This is a genomic window from Fibrisoma montanum (assembly GCF_003583365.1).
In the GTDB taxonomy this organism is placed as follows: Bacteria; Bacteroidota; Bacteroidia; order Cytophagales; family Spirosomataceae; genus Fibrisoma; species Fibrisoma montanum.
In genome coordinates this window covers 329134-353938 of sequence record NZ_QXED01000004.1, presented here as the reverse complement: position 1 = coordinate 353938, position 24805 = coordinate 329134, and the positions used below count along the sequence as shown (strand labels likewise).

Genomic DNA, 24805 nt, shown 5'->3' with positions numbered 1-24805 from the left:
GCCTGCCCTTGCCGGCTACACCGGTCAGACCGCTACGTCTGAATTACCCCGACGTTGAACGGCCGCGTGATTGGCGCGTGGTTGGCAGCAGCTATTCCTTCCGAAAGAACCTGGCGCGTTGCCAGCGGATCAATGACGGCATCGACCCAAAGCCGGGCGGCAGCGTAATACGGCGACAACTGAGCGTTGTACTGATCCGTGATTTTCTGCAACAACGCCTGTTCCTGCTCGGGCGTCAGGGGCTGACCTTTGGCTTTCATGGTCGCGACCTGAATCTGAAGCAGGGTTTTGGCCGCCGATGAGCCACTCATCACCGCCATCTGGGCGGTTGGCCACGATACGATCAGACGAGGATCGTAGGCTTTGCCGCACATGGCATAATTACCGGCTCCGTAGGAGTTGCCGACTACCACCGTAAACTTCGGGACGACCGAATTAGCCATGGCATTCACCATCTTGGCCCCGTCTTTAATGATGCCACCCTGCTCGGCCCGACTCCCGACCATGAAGCCGGTTACGTCCTGCAAAAACACCAGTGGTACGCGCTTTTGATTGCAGTTCATGATGAACCGGGCCGCTTTGTCGGCGGCATCGCCGTAGATCACCCCGCCCATCTGCATCTCAGTTGGCTGACCGGTACGTCCCTTCGCTTTCACTACTTTGCGCTGGTTGGCCACAACACCCACCGCCCACCCATCGATCCGGGCGTATCCACACAACAGCGACTGGCCGTAGTCGGGTTTATACGCGTCGAACTCAGACCGATCCACCAGCCGATGTATGATCTCCAGCATATCGTAGGGTTTGACCCGGTCAACTGGCAGGAGTTGGTATATATCGTCCGGATTTTTGGTGGGTAAAGCCGGTTCACCCCGGTCGAAACCGGCTGTTTCGCGGTGACCGAGCTTATCAAAGATGCGCTTGATGGCATCCAGACAGCTTTTATCATCCGGATACTTGTTGTCTGTTACGCCTGAAATTTCGGTATGGGTAGTAGCGCCCCCCAGTGTTTCGGCATCCACATCCTCACCAATGGATGCCTTGACCAGATAAGGCCCGGCCAGGAAAATGGAACCGGTTCCTTCCACAATCAGGGCTTCGTCGGACATGATCGGCAGGTAAGCGCCACCGGCTACGCAACTGCCCATAATGGCTGCAACCTGCAAAATTCCCATCGACGACAGCATGGCATTGTTCCGGAACGTCCGCCCGAAGTGTTCTTTATCGGCAAATACCTCATCCTGAAGCGGCAGGTACACCCCCGCGCTGTCGACCAGGTAAATGATGGGCAGGTGATTCTCCATGGCGATTTCCTGCGCCCGGAGGTTCTTCTTGGCGGTGATGGGAAACCAGGCACCGGCCTTTACGGTTGCGTCGTTAGCCACGATCACACACTGCCGACCCGATACGTAGCCAATGCCCGTTACGACGCCCCCGGATGGGCAACCACCGTGCTCGGTATACATCCCGTCGCCGGCAAAGAGCCCAACTTCCACGAATGGTTTGCCGGAATCCGTCAGGTAGTCGATGCGTTCGCGGGCCGTCAGCTTGCCTTTGCGGTGCTGATCTTCAATCTTTTTAGGGCCGCCCCCAAGCTGCGTTTCAGTGGTCCGGCGGTTCAGTTCGTCAAGTAGGGCCTGTAGTGGCTGATTCGTCGTTGTGGTCATGGGTTTGTTGATGGTAATGACTGGTGTTTACACAAGCGGGCGACTTTTGTCGCCCGCTTGTGTAAACCAGATTATATCAATTCTTTACTGCTGGCGACTCGTATCGCTGGCCGCACCAGGCGATTGCGTGGCTGTTATAGTAACGGACTCCGGCTCGCTGGGTTTGTTTTTTTCTTTACGACCAAACAGCGAGAAATGTACGTACCGCTTTGGGTTCTGGCGTAAATCAGTCAGCAGCCGCTCCAGACTAGCCGTTGTGTTATTAACGTTTCGGTACAGGGCTTCGTCGGAAGTAAGTTTACCGAGCGAGCCTTTCCCCTGATCAATATCGGCCAGTATCTGCTGAAGGTTACCGACGGCCTGATTCACACTGGCGAGCGTCTGACGCAACTGCAATCCACGTAACGAATCGACGATGTTGTCGGCTTTGGCGAGGATAGGCTTCAGCTGCTGTTCGGTTTCTACCAGCGAGGCCGACAGTCGATTCACGTTGCCGAGCGTTTCTTTCAGCCCGGCCCGGTTTTCGGCAATGGTGAGATCGAGCGTACCGACGGCCGCGTTGGCGCTCCGTAACGTTTGGTTCAGCACGGCCCCCGTCTGATCAAACTGGGCCACCACCCGATTCAACTGCAGCGTCAGCGAGTCGACGTTGTTCAGAACAGGCAGGGTTTTCTCCCGGATCAGTGAGGTTAATCCGGTTTCTTTCACCGCAACCAGACGCCCGCCCTCGTTGAGCAGGGGCGTTCCCGGCTGAATCTCCAGCTGAATGAGTTTACCGCCCAGCAGGCCATCGTCAGACAGGACCGCTTTTGATCCCTGCGACACCCGAATCTTCTTATTCAGTTCGAGTGTAACCAGCAATTTGTTACCCTGATCCTGTAGAATGTCGATTCGGCCAACGCGGCCGACCGACAGACCGTTGATGCGAACCGGGTTGGAAACCGCCAGACCGTCGATATTATCGTAAACAACTTCGTAGCGATTCGATGACGAAAAGAAGTCAGAGCCTTTAAGAAAATTGAATCCGAAGTAGAACATCAGCAGAGCAACGGCTGCCAGCAAACCTACTTTTACTTCCTGAGAAAATTTCATGCGTGTGAGAATGAACGACCTACCAGGCCGCGCCAACTTTACTGGCCTAACGTATAACCAACATACGGGGGCATTTGTGCCGTAAAGTTGGTCAATTTGCTTATTGGTTGGTATCAGTAATTAGGTAAACGGTCCGGAAAACAACCGATTTGGTAACCTACCCTACCTGCTTTATCCTCAGTCCGGGCGCAAGCTGCAAGCCCGGATAACCACCTAATTCGCCGATTCCAGTTCTTCCTTGTACTGCTGAAAAGCCAGGAAAATCGCGTTGGCAATTTCGGACTGTCCGTCTTCCGACATCAGAAACAGCTCTTCGGTCGGATTGGTCAGGTAGCCGGTTTCAATCAGGACACTGGGCATGGTCGTACGCCATAACACCAGAAATCCGGCCTGCTTCACACCCCGACTGGTCCGGTCGGCATTACGGCGGAAGCTACGTTCAACTTTCTCGGCAAAATTGATGCTGCTGCCCATGAACGCATGCTGGTAGTTAGCCAGCATGATGTGCGCGAGCGGTGAGTTCGGGTTGAAGCCCTTATAGGTCTGCTGGTAGTTTTCTTCCTTCAGAATAACCGCGTTTTCGCGCTTCGCTACGTCGAGGTTGCCCTCCGTTTTGTGCAGACCCATCGTGTAGGTCTCGGTACCATAGACCCGGCTGGACGATGGACTGGCGTTGCAATGAATGGAAATAAACAGATCGGCCCGGTTGCGGTTGGCAATGGCCGACCGCTCGCTCAACTCAATGAACCGATCCGACGCCCGGGTGTAAATTACCCGCATGTTGGGCATTTCGGCTTTGATCCGGCGGCCAAGCGCCAGGGCAATTTTCAGCACCACCCGCGATTCGCGCGTCCGCCGACCGATGCAGCCGGGGTCTTTGCCGCCATGACCGGCGTCAAGAACGACCGTCCGGATCTGATTGGGCGCACTTTCGGTCTGATGGGCCGCCGTTGTGTCCTGCGGCAACTGCTGAACCGGCTCGAGGGTCAGGGCCAGCAGCGGAAACATACCCAATACGATGGTTGTCACTTTTCCGAGACCCGAACTTTTAATATGATCGCCCATCGATTTAATAATTTTTAACAGCCTAAATCGTTCCAAAGCGATAGGGAGATAAACGGTTCGTAATACCTTTGTAAGCCTGAGGTTTTTGGGCCGTTCAGGCAAATGTAATTTTTTTGATACAACTGAAAAAAGCATACTTTATTTTACGGCCCCATTGCTTTGGGGCTTTTAGCTGCCTCATCTGGATTCTGTTGGCGCTCAGCGCACTGGGGCAGAGTACACCGGCTCAACAGCCCGGGAAAGGCGGCATTCCGCCCGCTACGGTACCGTCGCAGCGCGTTCCGGCTTCGCCAGCCAACTCGGCTATAAGCCCCGTTACGCCCCCCACTTCACAAACAACAACGCCAAATCAGCCCGGTCGGTTACGTCCGGGTCTGGTTACGCCCAATATTGTACGACCCGAAAGCCGCGATACGACCAGCCTCCAGGTGGCAGCCGCTGATTCGGCAATAGCCGATTCGGCCTCAGCCGACGCGGCCTTTCGCACGACGGTCCAGTATACGTCGAAGGATTCGACCATCTATTCAGCCGACGGCCAGACCGTTGAGCTTTTCGGCGATGCGCAGGTCACCTACGGCGACATTTCGCTGAAAGCCGAGTACATTCGGCTGAACTATCTGACCAACGAGGTCTACGCCAAAGGCCGCTACGATTCGACAACCCAGAAGTACATCGGACGACCTATTTTTCAGGACGGAGCCGATAAGTACGACACTAAAGAGATCCGCTACAATTTTAAGACCAAAAAGGGTAAGATTCAGGGAGTTATTACCCAACAGGGCGAGGGCAACATCCGTGGTCAGAACGTGAAGAAAGACGCCGACGAAAACCTGTACATCGGCAAGGCTATCTACACGACCTGTAACCTGGCCACGCCCCACTTCCATATTAACGCCAGCAAGCTTAAAGTTATTCACAATAAGCAGGTCGTAGCCGGACCATTTAATCTGGTGGTCAATCAGATTCCACTGCCCATTGGCTTACCATTTGGCTTTTTCCCGTTCCCGAAAAAGAAAGAAATCGGCGTATCCGGAATTCTCGTGCCGCAGTACGGCGAGGAACCGAATGGCCGGGGTTACTACCTGCGCGACGGTGGCTATTACTGGGCGGTCAACGAAAACCTGGGCATTCAGTTTCGGGGGCAGATTTACTCGCGGGGTAGCTGGGGACTCGGTGTTTCGTCGGCCTACAACAAGCGCTACCGGTATAGTGGCGGCATTGATCTGCGTTTCAACCGCAACCGCACCGGCGACCCGGTTGATGTGACTCCTGCCCGGAATGACTTCGCTGTGACGTGGTCGCACTCGCCGGTGCCGCGCGGTCGGGGTACGTTTTCGGCCAACGTCAATGTCACCAGCAACAGCTTCAATCAGTTCAATGCCTATAACACCCAACAATACACCTCCAACGTAGCGGGCTCATCCGTACAGTACAGCCGCACATTCGGGCAGTACGCCCGGGCCGGGGCTAACGTACGCGTTAACCAGCAGTTTGGGCAGATTAACCGGATAACAAACGTACGGGAGAATGGCAAAACCGACGTATCGACGGATTTCAACTTTGGGCTAAACCAGATTGCGCCGTTTGCCCTACGGGGTGGTTCGGGCCGCTGGTATGAAAGTTTCCGTGTTGGCCTGGATATCAGCGGCTCGATGGGTATCAGCAACACCATTCGGACGCAGGTTGACACAACTGGCCTGGGCTTTCCGGTGATTACCGACCTACAGCCAGTTAGTGCCATAACGCGCATTATTGATAGTACCAACCGGGCCAATGCCGCTCGTGAGGGACGTACCATAGCTGATCCGAATCTGGTTGATTTTGACTTTCAAAATTTACAGCGCATCTGGGAAAACCGGCAAGTTCAGGCTCGTTACAGTATTCCTGTTGCGTTGCCTAATTTTAAAATTCTCCGATACATCAACTTAACGCCAGGTTTCTCGTTGCAGGGCGATATCTACACGAAGAAGCTCAATTATGTATACGTAGCGGATAGTAATGCCGTGCGGGTTGACACAAGTCGAGGGGTTTTTCCGTCGTATAACTTTTCCACCAACCTCAGTATGAACACGCGCTTTTACGGCACGTACTTCATCCGGGGCAAGCGCGTTGAAGCGATTCGACATACCGTAGCGCCCTCTATCTCGTTCAGCTACGTACCGGACTTTACGAATCCAGTGTTTGGTCAGTTCGTCAGACTGGATAGTGTTGGCAGCTTACGGGGGCTACCTGAGTACCGCCGGACGCTCTCCGTGTTCCGGGGCTTGGGTGGTAGTGGCGGTAGTGCCAGCAGCACGGCGTCGGCGTTTATTTCTTTCGGTATCGTCAACCAGCTGGAGATGAAGGTGCGAACGCGCAGCGACTCGGCCGGGCAGGAGTTCAAGAAGATTTCGATTTTCGATAACCTGAGCATCACGGGCAGCTACAACTTCCTGGCGCCCGATTATAAATTCTCGCCGATTGCCGTTAGTGCGAACACGCAAATTTTAAAGAATGTCAGCTTTAACTTCTCGTCGACGTTTGATCCGTACGCCACCCGGGCGTATGGCGGAACGCCCGTTTATGGCCTGCCCGTGGCCGCTACCGGCATAACCCCTTACCCGCCAATTAGTTATTCGCCGTTTATTCTTAATCCGCTCAGCTACGATAATCAGCAGTACATTCGGGTTCCAAACCGCTTCGCTTTCCAGGAGGGGCAGGGCCTGTTACGCCTGACCAACCTGCAGGCCTATATCAGTACTCGTCTGGCTCCCAAGCAAGCCGACCAGCCTAAGCAAAGCAACGGGGCGTCTGCCGCGACCATGCGGGCGATCAATACCAACCCGGAGCTGTACGTTGATTTCAACATCCCCTGGTCGATCAACGTCAGCTACACGTTCAGCTACACGCGCCTGACCCCCGAACTTAGCCAGGTAGTGCAGGCACTAACACTAACCGGCGACCTGAGCCTGACGCCCAAGTGGAAAATAACCGTTAATACAGGCTATGATTTTCAATTCAAGCGGCCAACGCTAACTACTATCGGTATCACGCGCGACCTGCACTGCTGGGATATGTCGTTTAACTGGACACCCTACGCGGGCAGCAACCAACGCGCCGGCAACTACTCATTCGACCTGCGGGCCCGGTCATCAATCCTGCAGGAGCTGAAGCTGAGCCGTCGTCGGAGCTTCTACGACTACGGCGGTTTCTACGGTCGGTAATGGCAGGGGCTTGGGGCTAAGGGCGTGGGGCTCGGGATAGTAGTTACCCCCTGCCCTTAGCCCCAAGCCCCTGCCCTTTCACGGCGTGAAAACGACCCGGGTTGTGTTGTTTGACTTCGAGTTAAAGTAGTCGTAACCGCGTTGTCCTTCTTCCAGCGGCATCTTGTACGTCAGCAGATCGGAGGTGTCTACCTGACCGTTGGCTACGTAGTCGAGCAAGCGCGGAATGTACTTCTGAGCGTGCATCTGCCCCATCTTGAACGTCAGGCCCTTGTTCATGGCCGCGCCCATCGGTATTGAATCGACAAAGCCACCGTAGACACCGATTATGGAAATCGTACCGCCCTTCCGGCAGGCTTTGATCGCTTCGCGCAGAACGATGGGCCGGTCGTTTTCGAGCCGTACCCACTGCTTGGCTTTATCGTAGTAGTACTGCGGACTGCTGCTGACGGCCTCCATCCCGACAGCATCAATGCAGCGGTCGGGGCCGCGGCCACCGGTCATCTCCTTCAACGCTTCCTGGATGTCAATTTCGTCAATGCTCAGCACCTCGGCGTTGCTGTTGTTTTTGGCCTGTTCAAGCAGGTGTTTATGGCGATCCATAGCAATCACGCGCTCAGCGCCCAGCAGGTAAGCACTGCGAATGGCCATCTGCCCGACAGCCCCGCAGCCCCAGACCGCCACCGTATCGCCCGGCCGGATGTCGGCCATATCAGCGCCCATGAATCCCGTCGGGAAAGCATCAGAGCAGAACACCGCCGACTCATCTTTCACCCCCTCCGGAATCAGGAAACAACCGCGGTCGGCAAATGGTACGCGGATGTATTCGGCATGACTGCCGGCGTATCCGCCAAACGCGTGCGAATACCCAAAAATACCCGCGGGTGAATAGCCATAAAGCGGCTCAACCATGTAGGCGTTCGGGTTCGAGTTGTCGCAAAGTGACCACGATTGCGACTGGCAGTAGCTGCATTCGCCACAGCCAATGATCGAGCCGACTACCACGCGGTCGCCCCGACGTAGCTTTTTCACGTCCGGCCCAATCTCCACGACCTCGCCGATGAATTCATGGCCAATGATGTCGCCTTCCTGCATGGTCGGTACGTAGCCATTGAGCAGATGCAGGTCGGAGCCACATACCGACGACATGATGACCCGTAAGATAATGTCCTGCGGGTTTACGATTTCAGGATCGGGTACCCGCTCAACCCGTAGATCGTTGCGGCCGTTATAACACAATGCTCTCATCGGTGATCGAGGGTTTAGTTTGACTTTGAGGGGTATCCTGTTGGGGCGTGGTCTGCGTATTCTGGATTGGCTGCCGCAACGCGGGGTTGATCGTTTCCGGCTTCCGGCCCGAGGGCCCTTCATTCGTCGGAATTTCGCCGGTTTCCATCAGCCGCTTGAACCGCCGGATGTCTTCTTTAACCATCTGTTTGAAAGCCGGATTAAGCAGCTTCAACACGGCCTCGCCCACGATCCCCTGCGGTGGACGATACTTGATGGTCGCGTGTACTTCGGTGCCGCGGTTACCGGGCGCGTCCACAAAACGGACCTCGCCTGAGTTGTCGATGGTAGCCCCCGGAACCGACCGCCAGACCAGCCGGCTGTTTTCTTCTTCCTCAACGATGTCGGCATCCCATTCCACTTTCGGTAACGCTTTGGCCGCTATGTTCTCGCTGTCGAGCCGCGCAACCCAGTGCGACCGGCGTTCGTCAGTCTGCTTCACGTCTTCCAGATGCCGCATGAACTGCGGCAGGTTTTCCAGCTTCCGCCAGAACTGATACACCTCCTCGCGGGGTTTGTTGATCGTAACGGACTTGGAAATTTCCAGTACGTTGGTTTCGGTTTTATCGTCGGACGTATCGCGGCCCAGAGCGTCGTTGATCGGGCAATACCCGGAAGCGCCCCGCAAGGCTAATGTCGCGCCGAGCGCCGTCAGCAGAACTCCGCCGATACCGCCCCGGCGTATACCGATATTGGCTACCAGCAACCCGGCACCCACCGATAGCCAGCGTTCATTCTGACCGACATTAATCTTACTTGATCCGCTCGGAATCGGGTCGACGGGTGCGATGTCCAGCACGCCGGCCTGCGCTAAATTTGCGGTTCTTGCCATAATGATTGAGGTTTACGTTGTTTGATGACTTCCTGTCGTAAAAGAAAAAAGCGCAAGCCGAATGACCCGCGCTACTCTATATGCAAACTTAGCTACTACACGAATGTTGCGATTTATGATTGAATGGAGTCTCTTGGCCGGCATCGCGGGCAGCGGCTGCGATTAATTGACCGACAATTCGTTTTTTTGCCTTCCGGCTACCAACTTACCCGGCTCGTTCGTTTATAGTCCAGTATGAGATCTGCTTTGTTACGCACCGGCCTGATCGTGGCCGTTCTGGTGATTATCAATATTCTTTCGGCATTCGTATTCTTTCGGGTTGACCTCACCGAAGAAAAACGCTACACGCTGTCAACGGCCACCCGCAACCTGCTGGAAGGTCTGGACGACGATGTTCATGTCAACGTATACCTGACGGGTGAATTACCAGCCGGCTTCAAACGACTGGAAAACGCAGTCCGCGAAACCCTCGATGAGTTTCAGGCCCGGGCAGGTAAGAACGTAACGTATCGCTTCATTGATCCGGATGGCATTACCGAAACCGACGCGAAAAACAAGTTGATTGACCGGCTCCAGCAGCAGGGTCTGTTGCCTACCAACGTGATCAACAACGAAGGAGGAAAGCGGGTCGAAAAGCTGATTTTTCCGGGAGCACTGGTGTCGTACAAAGGGAAAGAAACGGCCGTTCTGCTGTTGAAAGGCAACAAAGCCAGTTCGCCCCAGGAGCAACTGAACCAGTCGTACGAAGGCGTTGAATTCCAGCTGGCAGCGGCCATTCGGAAGCTGACCCAGACGGAAGGAAATCGCCGACGCGTCGGGCTGGTTGCGCACACGAACGTACCGCCTTCGCGCTTCTCCGACCTGCTGGCATCGGTGCAGGAGAACTACGACCTGTTTTTCGTCGACATGACCAAACCGGGGCCTATTGCGGGTCTTGATCTGATTCTGGTACCCAAACCCGACCAGCCTTTCTCCGACGATGAAGTGTTCAAGATGGATCAGTTCGTGGTCAACGGCGGTCGGGCGCTGTTTTTTGTAGATGGACAGCGGGTCGATAGCGTCGGGGCTGATGGTACGTTTGCTCAACCGCTGAACCTGAACCTCGATGACCTGTTTTTTCGCTGGGGCGTTCGGGTCAACCGCGACGTAGTGAAGGATTTGCGGTGTGCCTCTATCCCGCTCAATGTCGGGAACCTGGGCGATAAACCCAACGTCCAGTTGCTCCCCTGGCGGTTTTATCCGATCATCAACAATTTCGGCAACTCGCGCAACCCGATTGTCCGCAACCTCGATCTGGTCTGGGCGCGTTTCACCAGTACGCTGGATACCGTACGTTCGCCGGGTATTCAGAAGACGCCGTTGCTGCTCACCTCGCCGTACACCAAGGTTTTGCAGGCACCGGCCGTCGTTGCGTATAACGAAGCCCGCCAGCAACCCGACCCAAGCACCTACGACGGTGGCGTTCGCATCATCGGTTGCCTGATGGAAGGTCGGTTTCGATCACTGTTCGCGAACCGCATCCTCCCCGGCGACCCCCGCGCCAGTGGTTTCAAGCCGGAAGGGGCTGCGTCGCGGGTGATGGTTTGTTCTGACGGTGATCTGGTTGTTAACGACGTTGACTACAAACGGAATGCGCCACTGCCCCTCGGCTACGACCGTTTCACGCGCACGACGTTTGCCAACAAAGACTTTACGCTGAACGCCATCGATTACCTGATCGACCCGGACGGAGTAATAGCGGCCCGGAACCGGACCGTTACGCTGCGGCCCCTGGACACCATCCGCCTGAAGAGTGAACGGACGACCTGGCAGCTCCTGAACCTGCTTGGCCCGCTGGTGCTGGTTGGTCTTGTCGGCGTAGTGTGGCAGTTCATACGCAGACGGCAATACGCCCGGTAGCGGTCCCGGCATGGATGACTGGCAGAACGTAGCCTAAGCGCCGTAGACGTATCCTGCTAATTGTAAAAACGTTTAAACTATGGCCTCAGCATAGTAGGTACGTCCTGAGTTTATGGCTTCAGGACCGCACTACGGTGATTGCGTTGTGTAATTACTACCGACGGGTCGCCCGTAACGCGCTGGAAATAACTGCCAACATTTATTGGAAAATGTGGCCCTGTCTCACTGCACCATAAACTTCTCCAGCCATTGCGCCACTGTAGCGCTCGTCAGGTTGAAGATCAGATTAGGGAAAAGGCCAAGAACCAGCGCCAGGATTCCCAGCGGAATGAGCAGGAGTCTTTCCCGGGCGGTCAGGTCGGTCAGCACTGACACACCGGTCTGGGTACTCGTTTCGTGCCGCGACCAGAACGACCCGAAGAACATTCGCTGCAGCGTCCAGAGGAAGTAGGCGGCTGCCAGCACAATGCCCAGTGTCGAAACCGCCGTATACCAGCCCGGCAGCCAGAGCGACTGAAAACTGCCCATCAGGGTGAACAGTTCGCCCACAAAACCAGAGAAGCCCGGCAGACCGAGCGATCCAAAAAACGCAATGGCCGTTAACGTAGTGTACTGAGGCATAGGCTGCATTAACCCCCGGTACGAGTCAATCCGCCGGTCGTGGGTCCGGTCATACACCACGCCCGCAATCAGGAACAGCATCGCCGACAGCACCCCGTGGCTCACCATCTGGTAAATCGCACCGTTGATGCCTTCGGCCGTTAGGGAAGCTACGCCCAGCAAGACGAATCCCATGTGCGACACCGACGAGTACGCAATCATTTTCTTTACGTCGTACTGCGCCAGGGCATTCAGCCCACCGTACACAATCGACAATGTACCCAGCCCGGCCAGCGTCCGGGCGAACTCGGCACCGCCATCCGGAAACAGTCCCCACGCAATACGCAGAAACCCGTAGCCACCGATCTTGAGCAGTACGCCCGCCAGCACAACCGACACGGGTGTTGGCGCTTCAACGTGGGCGTCCGGCAGCCAGGTATGCAGTGGAACAATAGGCAGCTTGATAGCAAAGCCAATAAACACCGCCCAAAAGGCCAGGAGCCGGGCCGGAAGCCCCAGTACGATGGTTTCGCCGGTCAGGCTCAGGAAAGCATTGGGCAGGTAATTCCCACCGTCGGCCAGGTATCGCATGTCAAACGTATGCACTACCACGGCCGGATTTAATTGATAATCGCGGAGTTGAATCTGTATCAGGCGTACTACGTCGGCCGTTGCCTCCGAAGAATCATTTATGAGGCCAACCGCTACGGCCGTGCTGATCGGATCGATTACCGACAGGTACAATCCAATCATGACCAACAGAATCAGCAGCGACCCCAGCAGCGTATACAGGAAGAACTTGATAGACGCGTATTCGCGCCGGGGACCGCCCCAGAGCCCGATGAGGAAATACATCGGCAGGAGCATGAACTCAAAAAACAGGAAGAACAGAAAGAAATCCAGCGCGACAAAGCACCCCATAACCGTGCCCGTCAGGAGCAGATACAACGCAAAATAGGCTTTCTGCCGGTGGTCGATGGTCCAGGACGAAATAACGCCCGCCAGCAGGACGACCGCCGACAGCACCACCAGCGGCAGGCTGATTCCATCTACACCGACGACGTAGTCGATTGAGGCCACCCCCAGATTACCCAGCGGTACGGTTATCCAGTCGGTCTGTTCGAGCAGCTGATAGCCCACCTGCTTTGTATCGAATCCAACGTAGGCGAAGCCGCTCAGTATCAGTTCAAGAATAGCCACTCCGAGGGCTATCCATTTGAACAGCGCAGCCCGCTGATCGGGCAGCAGAGCAACCAGCAACGATCCGGCGATGGGTATGAAAATAAGTAACGTTAGCACCATAGATATAAGCGGGCCTGAACCCGCAATTAACGCACGAAGTGGACATAAAGCCACTTTACAGGAGCCACCACAACATTAATAGCAACCCCACAACGGCCGCCGTAATGTACGACTGTATGCGGCCGTTCTGAACCGAACGCGTCAGCCGGCCCAGCCGACCAGCTACCCAGGCTGCACCGTTGACAATGCCATCGACACCCCACCGATCCAGCACGTTAGTCAGGTGCGCCGTAACAACCGAACCAATGCCCAGTCCATTGACCGCCCCGTCAACTACGCGTTGGTCGGCCCGGTATAACAGCGAGGCCAGTTGTCGAACCGGTTTGATGACAACAACCTGATACAGCGTATCCAGGAACCCGTATTCGACCGACAGCCGGACGTAGCTGCGGGTCATGGCGCCGGCGTTGCTGTCGTGGTTGCGCAGCCGGTAGCCAACGTAACCGCCCATCGCCACCAGGGCGATGGAGACAGGTGCCAGCCAGCTTATCTCGGGCAGTTCAGTCGCCGGGGGAAATTGATTGAAAAACCAGCCGTCCTGGGCGTGAAAGGGGTTAAGCGAGAACCAGAAGCCAACCGACAGCAGGGCCAGCAAGCCAACGGGTATGCGCATCAGCGCATCGGGTTCGTGGACCTGCTGGAGAGGCAGCTCGTCGTTCCGGTACGGGCCAAAAAACACCAGCTGCCACTGCCGAACCATATACAGAGCCGTCAACCCTGACGAAAAGAGCAACAGCACCGGGATGGCGTGCGGCAAACCGGCTTCCTGTGCGTCAGCCCACTGAAACGCCCCGGCTATAATCACTTCCTTGGATAAAAATCCGGATAATAAAGGCAGGCCGGCCAACGCAGCCGCACAGACCGTGTAGGCCACGAACGTAACGGGCAACGCTTTTCGGAGACCGCCCATGAGCCGCATATCCTGCGTTTCTACGCCATGAATGACGGCGCCGACACTCAAAAATAAGCCGGCTTTGAAGAACGCGTGGGTCAGCAGGTGAAACAAAGCGCCCGTCGGATTCCCCGTTCCTACCCCAGCCACCATCAGGCCCAGTTGCGAAACGGTTGAGAACGCCAGCACCTTCTTGATATCATGCTGAAAAACGGCGGAGTACCCACCCCATACAGCCGTAATGGTACCCACCAGTGCTATGATGCTCAGCGCATCCGGCGACAAGATCGGGTAGATACGTAGTAGCAGGAAGATACCCGCAGCCACCATCGTAGCCGCATGAAGCAACGCTGATACAGGCGTTGGCCCCTCCATCGCATCCGGGAGCCAGGTCAGCAGCGGAAACTGCGCCGACTTGCCCACGCAGCCCATGAACAGACACAGCCCAACGACCGTAGGCAAAACCGAAGCCCCCTCAGCCGGCAACTCAGTGGAATTGGTATAGAAATTCACCAGGAAGATACCGATCAGGAAGCCAACGTCGCCGATCCGGTTCATCAGAAATGCTTTTTTAGCCGCCCGAACCGCCGATGGGCGCTCCGTATAAAAGCCGATGAGCAGGTACGACGCGAGCCCTACCAGTTCCCAGAATGCGTACATGATGATTAAATCACCAGCCAGTACGATGCCCAGCATGGCCCCGACAAACAATTGCAGATACGCAAAATAGCGGGGTAGTTTTGGCTCGTCGTGCAGGTACGAAATCGAATAGAGTTGCACCAGCAAAGCTACGCCATGCACAAGTATCAGCATGAGCCCGGTCAGCGCATCGAGCCGGAAGCCTACGTTAACTGTACTATTCTGAAAGGATACCCAATTGGTTTGCAACGCAACAGGCTGCACCGGCAAGGAGTAGGCCAGTAGACTTGAAGCAACCAGGCCCAGGCCCGTCAGCAGCACGGCCATACGACCAGCCGAGCGGTGCCCGGCCTCCAGCAGGCTCAGGAAACCGGCGAAGGGCATAAGCAGAATCGCAGCCGTCAGCAAAGGAAGAATGGGTGGTACGTCGTCGGGCATTCGCAGCAATCGATTTGGCCGCAAATATCCCGAATCTGCCGCCTTTAACCAAACTCGTGTTTTGGCCACTTAGTAGCCTGTCAGTACGCCGTCTTCCCTTATCGCCTGCCCGTTGTGTCGGCAGCAGCATGTCGGAATCAGCGGCAAAGGCTTAGGTAGGTGGCGGCCACTTAATAAACGCCCTCCGTCTTCAGCCAGCCCGTTACGCTTAATCGCTCCCGACCGGCTGGCCGAACTTCGTGTTCAAGACGCCCGCTTTCAAAACACACCAACCGCCCTCCAATCGGCTGAATCGTGACTTCCTGTTCGGTCTCGCCGGGTTGAGTAGCCGGCAGAAACAACGCCAGTTGCCCCCCGTCGCTTTCCTGCCAGTTATCATTCAGGTAGCAGATTACCGACAGCTTCCGACGGGAATCGCTGCGAAACTGATCGAGGTGGCGTTTGTAGAACGTACCGGGTGGATACACCGCGTAATGAAATTCGGAATCCCGCAGCCCTAAATAGCAGGTTTGGTTCATGTACTCCATAAACTGATCGACCCGAGCCAGAAACGTTGTTTCTTCCTGTGTAGCCGTTTCGTTCTCAAGCCACAGGATTTCGTCACCCCGAATCTGTTTTTCCACCGCGACCTGCTGATTACCGATACCAGCCGCCCGGAACTGGCCCTGTGCCCGTCGTTCGTGCAGGCGGGAAGCCAGAGCTGCCACCTCATCGGCCGTTAGAAAATTATCAACGATGCCAAAACCCTGGTTCAGGATTCCGTCGATGATGGGCTCAAAACGCTCGTCCATGCCGTTATTGTTTCAATTCGTTCAGCTCATCCAGCTGAGCCGTCCGGAAATGCCGGTACACTTGCAGCACAATCGCCAGCGCCACCGCCGATTCAGCAGCCGCTACTACCATCACGAATAACGCCAGCATTTGCCCCTGCAGACGATCGGGGTCGTGCCGGCTAAACGCCACGAGATTAAGATTTACGGCATTAAGCATCAATTCAATGCCCATCAGCACCATAATTACATGACGCTTGAGCAGCACAACGGCCAGTCCGATGCTGAACAGGGCGGCTCCGACAATAAGAAACAACTGACTAGGTACGGTTTCCATGTTTGGTAGATGGGTTCGAACGCGGGGAGGCCAGGTACGTTGCTCCCACCAGAGCCGCGAGTAATAGTATGCCAACAAGCTCAAACGGCACAATGTATTCGGTCATCAGTTGCTTACCAATCGTGTCGACCGTTGTCCGCCAGACTGGGCTGGGCTGATTCATGATCGCAAAATTGGTTCGCGTCAACAGGGTGTACAAGGCCAGAAACAAAGGCATCGCTACCAACAGTACACCCACCCAGTTTCGGTTCAAGGTCAGAATCCGGTTGGGCTGCTGGCTATCCGTAGCGGCCTGGGGCTCCCGTTTGTGCGTAAGCATGACCCCAAAGATGACCAGCACCAGCACCCCGCCCACGTAGATCATGATCTGCGCAATGGCCAGAAAATCGGCACCCGCCAGCACAAACAAAGCGGCTACGCCCAGCAGGGTCAACAACAGAAAAAAGGCGGCATACAATACGTTTCGGGTCAATAACATAGCTATTGCACCGCCGATGGTCAGGGCTGCAAAGCCGTAGAATGCAAGTAGAGCCACAGATTTCGCAGATTAGACAGATTTCTCCTGGGTTGTTTCGCCGGCATCATCAGCCGTTTCGTTCGGTTTTGGCTTCATCGTTGGCCGGAACCCCGGTTTCGGTTTGGCAGGTTCGGCGGCCGTCGGTTGAGGAACGTCGGCCGGTTTGTCAGAAGCCGATTCAATCGGCTCAGTTGTAGCCGGTTGAGCGGGTTTCATCGTCGGCCGGAACGCCGGACGTGGTTTGGGTGGTTCGGGAGCAACCGCTTCGGCATCGGCCTTCGGCGAATCAGCCGGGGTGTTTTCAGCTGTTGGAGCGGCTGGTTTCATCGTCGGCCGAAACGCTGGTCGCGGTTTGGGCGCATCGGCTCCCGGTGCATCCGGAGCCGGTTGCTGCACTTCCCCGCGCTCAACCGCTTCCTGACGAGCTTCCAGGGCAATCTGTCCAGCTTCGTCGGGTGTCGCATCTGTGACCGGATGCGCTAACGCAGACCCAACCGAATTACGTTTTTCAATCGGCTTTTTCAACTCCTTATCTTCCGAATTTCCCGGGGCCACTGATTTAGCCGCCGGGGGCTTCATAGTGGGGCGGAAGGCCGGTTTTGGAGCGGCCGGCTGTGCGGCTGGACCTTCCGTTTGCGGCTGGTCTGCAGGAGCTATTTCTGCGGGTTTCTGCTCGTCGGTTGCCTCTGTCTTTGCGGTTGGCTTCTGCGTTGGTTTGAACACCGGCCGTTTAGGAGCCGGTGGCGTCGTTGCCGGCTCTACCGAAGCCTTTTGCTGGGGTTCAGATGGTACGTCCGTTTCGGCGGGTGATGAAGCCGCGGGTTTGGCGGTAGGCCGGAAAACGGGCCGTTTGGCCGCCGGAGCTACTTCGGCCGACTGGGCAACAGGCGCTTTCTGCGCTTTCAGTTCTTCTTTCTCCCGGACGAACTGTTCGTAGAGCGCCCGCTTTTCATCGGCCTGCTCAGGCGTCAGATCCGCGAAATGGTAGGTAAGCTTTCCGAGTTCAAACTCACTGTAATCGAAAGTTTTCTCCATCGTTAGGCACTCGGTGGGGCACACAACCGTACAGAGCCCACAATAACAGCACTTGGCCATGTCGATGTCGAACTTGGCCGCATACAGACGAATGGGTGAACCGTCGGATGCCCGGCCTACCTCCTCAGTCGCTTTGATGGCATCGATCGTGATGCAATCAACGGGGCATACTTTGGCGCATTTATCGCAGACGATACAATCATCGATCTCGTTGTTGAGCCGGTAGCGACCATTGTCCGGGATGGGCAGTTGTTCATGCGGGTACTGCAACGTAACGAGACCGTTCTGCTGCTCAAAATAATTGTCGCTGGCCACACCGACGGGTTTCCGACGCTGGGTAGAATTACGTAAATGCTGCAGTGTCAGGCTGAGTCCCTTTAGTGTTGTCCGGATGCCATCCTGTATGTCCTGAAAGTAGCTCATCAGTTAAATTGAAACCGCAAATCGGACCGCCGAAGCGAACGCCAAGTATAGCACAAAGTACGCAAAGATTTTTCTCTGCGTACTTTGCTTTTCCCGCCGTCCGCTTCGGCGATCCGATTTGCGGTTAGAAACTCCTGTTCCGTTAATATAATTCCGGGAATCGCGCTGGTTCGGCTTCGTTCATCAGCGCATAAACGGTTTCAATGACATCATCTACGTTCGGCTTCGAGAAATAATCGCCATCCGAGCCGTAGGGCGGCCGGTGTGCTTTAGCCGTCAGCGTGCGCGGAACCGAATCAAGGTACTGGTACGCTTTCTGCACCTCTACTACTTCCTGCATCATATACGCCGTTGCGCCACCCGGTACGTCTTCGTCGGCAAACAACACCCGGTTCGTTTTCTTGATGGATTCAACAATTGAATGATGCACGTCGAATGGCAGTAGGGTCTGCACGTCAATGACCTCCACACTGATACCCATATCGGCTAACTGAGCCGCTGCCTCCATCACGATTCGGCACATCGATCCGTAGGTGACCAGCGTTACGTCGGTTCCTTCGCGAAGCACCTCAGGAACGCCGAGCGGCAGGCAGAATTCATCCAGGTTGTCGGGAAGCCGCTCTTTAAGCCGGTAGCCATTCAGGCACTCAATCAGCAGCGCCGGATCGTCGCCCTTAATTAATGTGTTGTAAAAACCGGCTGCCTGGGTCATGTTGCGGGGCACCAGTACGTGCATTCCCCGCAGGGTGCTCAGCATGGCACCCATCGGCGATCCGGAATGCCAGATACCCTCCAGCCGATGGCCACGCGTCCGAACGATCAGCGGAGCCTTTTGCCCGCCTTTGGTACGGTATTGCAGCGTCGCTAGGTCGTCCGTCAAGGTAGCCAGCGCGTAAAATATGTAATCGAAGTACTGAATCTCCACAATTGGGCGCAGCCCCCGCATAGCCAGGCCGATGCCCTGACCGATGATGGTAGTTTCACGAATTCCGGTGTCCGTAATACGTTCTTCTCCATATTTCTCCTGCAAACCCGCGAAGCCCTGGTTTACATCACCGATCCGGCCAACGTCTTCGCCCAGCGCCACCACCCGCGGATCGCGGGTAAAGAGCGCATCAAAGTAGTGCTGCATAAGTACGTAGCCGTCAACCATGGGTCCGCTTTCCGGATAGTGGGCCGGTACCCCTTCGATCAGCATCGGCGACTCAGGTGACTGGCTGTACAAATGCGAGCTGAACCGATCTTCGTTTTCGGGCTTTGTGCGGATAAGCCAGTTCCGGAGCCCTTCTCTGGTTTTACTCGTATCATTTCGCAGCAGGCGCAGGGCCTTGCGAACGGCTGCTACGTCGTCACGGCGCAGCGGATTGACGATCCGGCGAAGCTCCTCCCGAATGGCCATCAGTTCAGCCGATTTCGGATGATTCCGGGCGGCCTGCTGCAACAAATCAACGACTTCATTATGATCGTTCTGCATCGACCCCTGAAACGCGTTCCAGGCATCAACCCGGGCTTGCCGGGCAGTTTGTTTTGCTTCGGCTTCGATGGCATCCAGCTCGTCGCTGGTTGCAAAACCGTTTTCCAGAATCCACAGCCGGAACATGCGGTTGCAATCGTGTTCAACCTCCCACGACAGCCGCTCTGTCGACTTATACCGTTCGTGCGAACCAGAGGTTGAGTGCCCCTGAGGCTGGGTCAGTTCCTGCACATGGACCAGCACCGGTACGTGCTGCTCACGACAGAGTCGGGCGGCATGTTGGTACGTTTCGAGGAGTGCTATATAATCCCAGCCCTTGACCGTAAAGATTTCAAACCCTTTCTCGTCGATAGCATCCCGTTGGAAACCGGCCATCGCTTTCGAAATACTCCCCTTAGTGGTCTGGTACTCGACCGGAACGGAGATACCATACCCATCGTCCCAGACCGACATTAGCAGCGGGACCTGCAGCACCCCGGCTGCGTTCATGGTTTCCCAGAACATCCCCTGCGACGTAGATGCATCGCCGATGGTACCGAATACGACTTCGTTGCCATGCCTAGAGAAACTGGTCAGGTCACTCAGCCCTGGGTTGTGCCGGAACAGCCGCGATGCATAAGCCAGCCCGAGCGAACGCGGAAGCTGGCCTGCCGTGGGGGCAATATCGCAGACGGAATTGAAGAATTCGGTTTGATTACGCCACAGTCCGTTTTCATCGAGCCAACGGGTGGCAAAGTGGCCGTTCATAGATCGGCCCGCCGTATTAGGGTCGCGCGTGACATCGGTATCGGCATATAACTGCGCAAAGAATTCAGTCCAGCGCAGTTCACCCAGCGCAGCCACGAAGGTCTGATCGCGGTAGTAGCCCGAGCGGAAGTCGCCCCGTCGGAAAGCGCTGGCGGCAGCTAGCTGCGCCAGTTCTTTGCCGTCGCCGAAGATACCAAACTTGGCACGCCCACCCATTACGTCTCTCCGGCCCAGCAAACTGACCTGTCGACTTTCGCAGGCTAAGCGGTAGTCGGATAGGATTTTTTCGCGGGAGAGAATATCAGTCGAGCGGAGTTGTTCGTTTGCTATCACAGCGCTGCTATTGATTGAAAGCGTTCAACATGTCTGTTCATTGATGAAGTCGCTGGACCTGGAAATTCGGATCGAGCGAAAGTAAAAATAATATAAAACAACTCAGCTTTCAAAAAAACGATTTTTTACGTTTCTTTGTTAAGCGGACAACAGCCAACAACTATTTGGCTAAATCTTTGCTTGAGTTTGTGTTTATAAGGTGGTCCATTAAACAACCAAACCATAATTTTCTCCAGTCCAATGAAAAAGATTTTTTCACTATTTGTAGCTTTATTTGTGTTTGTTGCAGTTGGCTACGCGCAGAAAGGGGTTATGAAGTTTGCCAAAGAAACGCACGACTTTGGCAAAGTGGAGCAAGGCAAGCCAGTTACCTATGTGTTTGAATTCAAGAACATGGGTAGCGACCCGATCATCATCAACGACGCTACGGCCTCTTGTGGTTGCACCAAACCAAGCTGGACTCGCGAGCCGGTTCTGCCAGGCAAAACGGGTTCTGTATCAGCTACTTATAACGCACTTGCATCTGGTCCGTTCAATAAGTCAGTAACGGTAACCAGCAACGCGGAAGGCGGTCAGATTACACTTTTCCTGAAAGGTGAGGTTGTAGCGCAGAAAGACGCCCAGACGGCTGCTTCGCCCGCTGCTTCTCCGGCCGACAAAGGAAAAGACAAGAAAAAAGGTACCAAGACTTCACGGTAATGCGCTGAAGGGTTAATTGATAGTACCCAAAAGGCATCTGGTTGTTTACCGGATGCCTTTTTTAATGCCTATCCCAATCGTCAGTCTTTCTGACCAACATAAACAGCCGGCGTCCGCTCCTGTAAAACAGCTTTTTTGCCGCTTCAGTCTTTGTATATTTGACCTGTCTTCTGACATAAGCGACTATGACTCCGCCACCCCGCCGGTAACTTCCCGGCTCTTTCCGTACCGGTTGTTATCTACGGCCTTTTCCTTACCTTTTATTGCGATATAACAGTCACCTGACTGTAGTTGGGACTATCGCGCACCGTATCATAAACACACAAAACCATGTTTCTTCTCATCATCGGCGTACTGGCGTTGTTCGCCGGGTTCGCAATTAATACGCCGGCGCTGGCGTTTTCGCGGTATTCACGCCCGATTAAACTGATTGGCGTCATTCTGATTGTTCTAGGGTTTCTAACGGCCAGCGTCCGACAGATCGACGCCGGTCGCGTTGGGGTTATTTCACTCTTTGGTAATGTCAGTGACCGCACACTGAATTCAGGCCTGAACCTGGTAAATCCATTGGCCACCGTAACGGAGTTTGACATCAAAACGCAGAATTACACGATGTCGGCATCCAATGATGAAGGCCAGAAGATTGGCGACGATGCAATCCGGGTACTCACCGCCGACGGGCTGGAGGTAGTCATTGACCTGACGGTGCTGTACCGGATGATTCCGGCCGATGCTCCTAAAATCTTCAGCGAAATTGGCACGGACTATACCGATAAGATTGTCCGGCCCATTACCCGCACCCGCATTCGTGACAATGCCGTTTATTACGACGCGGTAGCCTTGTATTCAACGCGTCGTGATGAGTTTCAAAGTCGGATTTACAAAACAATCGACACTGATTTCAGAAAGCGGGGATTGCTGCTGGAACAGTTACTGATCCGCAACATCAATCTGCCTAATTCGGTAAAACAAACGATCGAATCAAAGATCAATGCTGAGCAGGAGGCCCAGAAGATGCAGTTTGTATTACAGAAGGAACGGCAGGAGGCCGAACGGAAGCGGGTTGAAGCACAGGGTATTGCCGACTATCAGAAAATTCTGTCCACCGGCTTGTCGGACCGGCAGCTGCAGTACGAACAAATTAAGGCTCAACGGGAACTGGCTGCGTCTCCCAACGCCAAGATTGTAATTATGGGAGGGCGGAGTAATACGCCTTTGATCCTGAACGAGAAGTAGGCAAGCGCATAGATAAACCGGGACGGCTGTTTGAGCCGTCCCGGTTTATTATTTTACAGTCTTACCAGCAATTACGTTGTTAGTGAGCCAGGCCTGACACGTTGTCGGCCACGTACTGAGCGAACCGAACTTATCCGTTCGCAGTCCGTATCCGTGCCCGCCGGTTGGGTAAAGGTGCATTTCGGCCGGAATTCCGTTTCTCAGTAAGGCCAGGTAATAATTAATGCTATTGTCGACCGGAACCGCCTTATCGTCCATGGAATGCACCAGAAATGTCGGTGGTGCCAGGTTTGTGACCTGTTGTTCGTTCGAGTAGTACGCGATCATATCGGGTGATTTTGTAAGCTTACCGAGCAGTCTATCCCGCGAGCCGGTATGCGCTTTATCACCGAACGTGATGACGGGGTAAAGCAGAATGGCAAAATTAGGTTTTGCCTGTTCGCTGGCCTGCGGCCCCCGAAAGTAATGCGTGGATAAGGTCGATGCCAGGTGTCCTCCCGCCGAGAAACCCATAACGCCAATCTTGTTGGGATCAACCCCGTAGCGGGCGGCATTTTGCCGGATCAGTTTCATTCCCTGCATGGCATCCATCAGCGGTACCTCGTGAGGGTTAGTCATCACCGTCGAATCGGGTAAGCGGTACTTCAGCACGAACGCCGTAACACCCATTGTATTAAACCACCGGGCTACATCCTCGCCCTCATGGCTGGCCGCCAGAATCGAGTAGCCGCCCCCCGGACAAATCATTACGGCCGCGCCTGTAGCTTTGTCTTTAGGTGCCGGATACGCTGTTAGTGTGGGGACCGTTACGTTGCTGATGCGGAGAATACCATCGGTCGTAACAGACTTTTCGGTGAGATTTACGCCTGCAACTGCGTTCGGAATGGCGTTGTCGGGCCAGAGCTTAATAACTTCCTGCGACATGGCGGGGCAAGCGAACACAGCGCTTAACAGGAGTGTAGAGAGGATTCGACGCATACGAACGATGAGCAGCGGGTAACACGTTATGGAATACGACTGATTTACGTCAAAAGTCCGGCTCAAACGTAACTCTACTCATATTTCCACTTCGCCATCTTCGTCCGTGCCTGCTTCAGTCGGGTTCGAATGAGTCTGCAGCACATCAATCAGTTCCTTGACGCGATACACGGACTTGTTGTACCGATTGGAAAGCAGAATAATTACGTACTCGTCTTTTGGGCTAAACCAGAACATAGTATTATAGCCTTTCCACCAGCCTGAGTGATAAATAGCCTCGGGTTGATTCATTTCATTGACGAACATCCGAAACCCGTATCCGTAGTTCTTAGTCCCTTTTTTCTCAAAGCTACGGGGTACGAAAGCCTCGGCCAGGGTCTTTCGTTGCAGGACACAATCGCCATTCAGCGCCCGGTACCAGCGAAACAGATCGCCCGTGGTCGAATAAATGCCTTTGTCGCCTACTACATCATCGTAATAATCCTTGGGCAGTCGCCGATTCCACTGATACCCCGCAGTGCGGTGCATATTAATAGAATCACTGTGAGTGGTAGCAACAAACGTGTTGTGCATACCCAGCGGCTCGAAGATATTTTTCCGAATAAATGCCTCGTAGCTTTTTCCAGTTGCCTTTTCGATGATAGACGCTAGCACCATATAATTGGTGTTGCTGTAGCTAAAATGTCGGCCCGGTACGTTGTAGCGCTTGGGCGTTGGCTTTACCGTTGCAAACCAGTGCATAATAGTGGCATTGGTCGGGTATGGCTTTTCACGTTTATAAAAATTCACCTTCATGCTGTCGTCAAAAGCATAGGCGTAATTAGGCAATCCACTGCGATGACAGAGCAGATCACGAATCGTAATGCCGTGATACGGGAAATCAGGGTAAAAACGCTGGATGGTGTCCTCAAAGCTGAGCTTACCGGCCTCAATCAGCTTAAGCACCCCGACAGCCGTAAACGTTTTTGATAAGGAGGCCAGTTGAAACTTGGAGTCTTCAACCAATGAGTCGCGCTCATGACGCTCAAAGTGGGCATACCCAAAGCACTTTTTATAGAGGACAAGGCCTTTTTGGGCAACCAGTACGTTGCCATTGAAACCGGCTCGTACTTTCTGCTCAATAACCTGAGCAATCTTCCGGGTTTTCTCGTCGGCTCCAATCTCGGTCCGGATGGCCTGTTGTTCGGCGGCTGACAGCACCTGATCGCCCGCACAGTTACGAAGCGCGTCGGCTGAGCGCTTCAGTTGTTTCTGATCACCCTGCCCACAGGATGTAACTACACTTAGCACGAATAAACCGGCTATCAAACGACGCATACTTAACATTCGCACCATCCCTT

General features: G+C 54.8%; 18 protein-coding genes. 4 read left to right on the top strand and 14 right to left on the bottom strand.

What is annotated here, in order from left to right:
* Nucleotides 1-32: 32 nt before the first annotated feature.
* The 3 genes from DYU11_RS15420 to DYU11_RS15410 all read right to left on the bottom strand — a co-directional run bounded on the left by DYU11_RS15420 (nucleotide 33) and on the right by DYU11_RS15410 (nucleotide 3788).
* Nucleotides 33-1667 carry an acyl-CoA carboxylase subunit beta gene (locus DYU11_RS15420; protein WP_119668587.1) on the bottom strand — a complete coding sequence of 545 codons (1635 nt, stop codon included), beginning with the start codon at nucleotides 1665-1667 and terminating at the stop codon, nucleotides 33-35.
* A gap of 84 nt (nucleotides 1668-1751) precedes the next feature.
* Nucleotides 1752-2759, bottom strand: a complete 1008-nt coding sequence (locus DYU11_RS15415) for an MlaD family protein (RefSeq protein WP_119668586.1) — start codon at nucleotides 2757-2759, stop codon at nucleotides 1752-1754.
* Nucleotides 2760-2972: 213 nt separating this feature from the next.
* Entirely contained in the window at nucleotides 2973-3788 is an 816-nt protein-coding gene (locus DYU11_RS15410) for an N-acetylmuramoyl-L-alanine amidase family protein (protein ID WP_119668888.1), read from the bottom strand.
* A 152-nt stretch (nucleotides 3789-3940) separates the two neighbouring features.
* Between DYU11_RS15410 and DYU11_RS15405 the strand changes: the two genes are divergently transcribed.
* Nucleotides 3941-7027 carry a putative LPS assembly protein LptD gene (locus tag DYU11_RS15405; protein ID WP_119668889.1) on the top strand — a complete coding sequence of 1029 codons (3087 nt, stop codon included), beginning with the start codon at nucleotides 3941-3943 and terminating at the stop codon, nucleotides 7025-7027.
* Nucleotides 7028-7105: 78 nt separating this feature from the next.
* On the opposite strand, the gene DYU11_RS15400 is transcribed toward DYU11_RS15405, so the two are convergent.
* On the bottom strand, nucleotides 7106-8275 hold the full coding sequence (locus DYU11_RS15400; protein WP_119668585.1) for a zinc-dependent alcohol dehydrogenase: 1170 nt from the start codon (nucleotides 8273-8275) through the stop codon (nucleotides 7106-7108).
* Nucleotides 8256-9146 carry an SRPBCC family protein gene (locus DYU11_RS15395; RefSeq protein ID WP_119668584.1) on the bottom strand — a complete coding sequence of 297 codons (891 nt, stop codon included), beginning with the start codon at nucleotides 9144-9146 and terminating at the stop codon, nucleotides 8256-8258. The genes DYU11_RS15400 and DYU11_RS15395 overlap by 20 nt, the downstream gene beginning before the upstream one ends.
* A 234-nt stretch (nucleotides 9147-9380) precedes the next feature.
* Between DYU11_RS15395 and gldG the strand changes: the two genes are divergently transcribed.
* Nucleotides 9381-11045, top strand: a complete 1665-nt coding sequence (gene gldG, locus DYU11_RS15390) for a gliding motility-associated ABC transporter substrate-binding protein GldG (RefSeq protein WP_119668583.1) — start codon at nucleotides 9381-9383, stop codon at nucleotides 11043-11045.
* Nucleotides 11046-11267: 222 nt separating this feature from the next.
* On the opposite strand, the gene DYU11_RS15385 is transcribed toward gldG, so the two are convergent.
* The 7 genes from DYU11_RS15385 to DYU11_RS15355 all read right to left on the bottom strand — a co-directional run bounded on the left by DYU11_RS15385 (nucleotide 11268) and on the right by DYU11_RS15355 (nucleotide 20552).
* A complete protein-coding gene (locus DYU11_RS15385) occupies nucleotides 11268-12947 on the bottom strand; it encodes a complex I subunit 4 family protein (RefSeq protein ID WP_119668582.1) in 1680 nt (559 codons plus the stop codon).
* Between the two features lie 55 nt (nucleotides 12948-13002).
* The gene (locus DYU11_RS15380) at nucleotides 13003-14916 is read right to left on the bottom strand and encodes an NADH-quinone oxidoreductase subunit 5 family protein (RefSeq protein WP_119668581.1); all 1914 of its coding nucleotides are present in this window, start codon (nucleotides 14914-14916) and stop codon (nucleotides 13003-13005) included.
* Nucleotides 14917-15086: 170 nt separating this feature from the next.
* On the bottom strand, nucleotides 15087-15707 hold the full coding sequence (locus DYU11_RS15375; protein WP_119668580.1) for a 2OG-Fe(II) oxygenase: 621 nt from the start codon (nucleotides 15705-15707) through the stop codon (nucleotides 15087-15089).
* Between the two features lie 4 nt (nucleotides 15708-15711).
* Nucleotides 15712-16023, bottom strand: coding sequence for an NADH-quinone oxidoreductase subunit NuoK (gene nuoK / locus DYU11_RS15370; protein WP_119668579.1), 312 nt, complete (start codon nucleotides 16021-16023; stop codon nucleotides 15712-15714).
* Nucleotides 16007-16558, bottom strand: a complete 552-nt coding sequence (locus DYU11_RS15365; protein WP_119668578.1) for an NADH-quinone oxidoreductase subunit J family protein — start codon at nucleotides 16556-16558, stop codon at nucleotides 16007-16009. The genes nuoK and DYU11_RS15365 overlap by 17 nt, the downstream gene beginning before the upstream one ends.
* A 12-nt stretch (nucleotides 16559-16570) precedes the next feature.
* Nucleotides 16571-17998: a 4Fe-4S dicluster domain-containing protein gene (locus tag DYU11_RS15360; protein ID WP_119668577.1), complete on the bottom strand. Its 1428-nt coding sequence runs from the start codon at nucleotides 17996-17998 to the stop codon at nucleotides 16571-16573.
* 142 nt (nucleotides 17999-18140) lie between these two features.
* Nucleotides 18141-20552 (bottom strand): alpha-ketoacid dehydrogenase subunit alpha/beta, encoded by a 2412-nt coding sequence (locus DYU11_RS15355; RefSeq protein ID WP_119668576.1) that lies wholly within the window; start codon nucleotides 20550-20552, stop codon nucleotides 18141-18143.
* Between the two features lie 240 nt (nucleotides 20553-20792).
* Between DYU11_RS15355 and DYU11_RS15350 the strand changes: the two genes are divergently transcribed.
* Nucleotides 20793-21251 (top strand): DUF1573 domain-containing protein, encoded by a 459-nt coding sequence (locus DYU11_RS15350; protein WP_119668575.1) that lies wholly within the window; start codon nucleotides 20793-20795, stop codon nucleotides 21249-21251.
* Between the two features lie 330 nt (nucleotides 21252-21581).
* On the top strand, nucleotides 21582-22487 hold the full coding sequence (locus DYU11_RS15345) for a prohibitin family protein (protein ID WP_119668574.1): 906 nt from the start codon (nucleotides 21582-21584) through the stop codon (nucleotides 22485-22487).
* 48 nt (nucleotides 22488-22535) lie between these two features.
* Here DYU11_RS15345 and DYU11_RS15340 read toward each other — a convergent pair whose 3' ends face one another.
* The gene (locus DYU11_RS15340; RefSeq protein ID WP_119668573.1) at nucleotides 22536-23465 is read right to left on the bottom strand and encodes an alpha/beta hydrolase; all 930 of its coding nucleotides are present in this window, start codon (nucleotides 23463-23465) and stop codon (nucleotides 22536-22538) included.
* 78 nt (nucleotides 23466-23543) lie between these two features.
* The gene (locus DYU11_RS15335) at nucleotides 23544-24782 is read right to left on the bottom strand and encodes a serine hydrolase domain-containing protein (RefSeq protein WP_119668572.1); all 1239 of its coding nucleotides are present in this window, start codon (nucleotides 24780-24782) and stop codon (nucleotides 23544-23546) included.
* Between the last annotated feature and the right edge of the window lie 23 nt (nucleotides 24783-24805).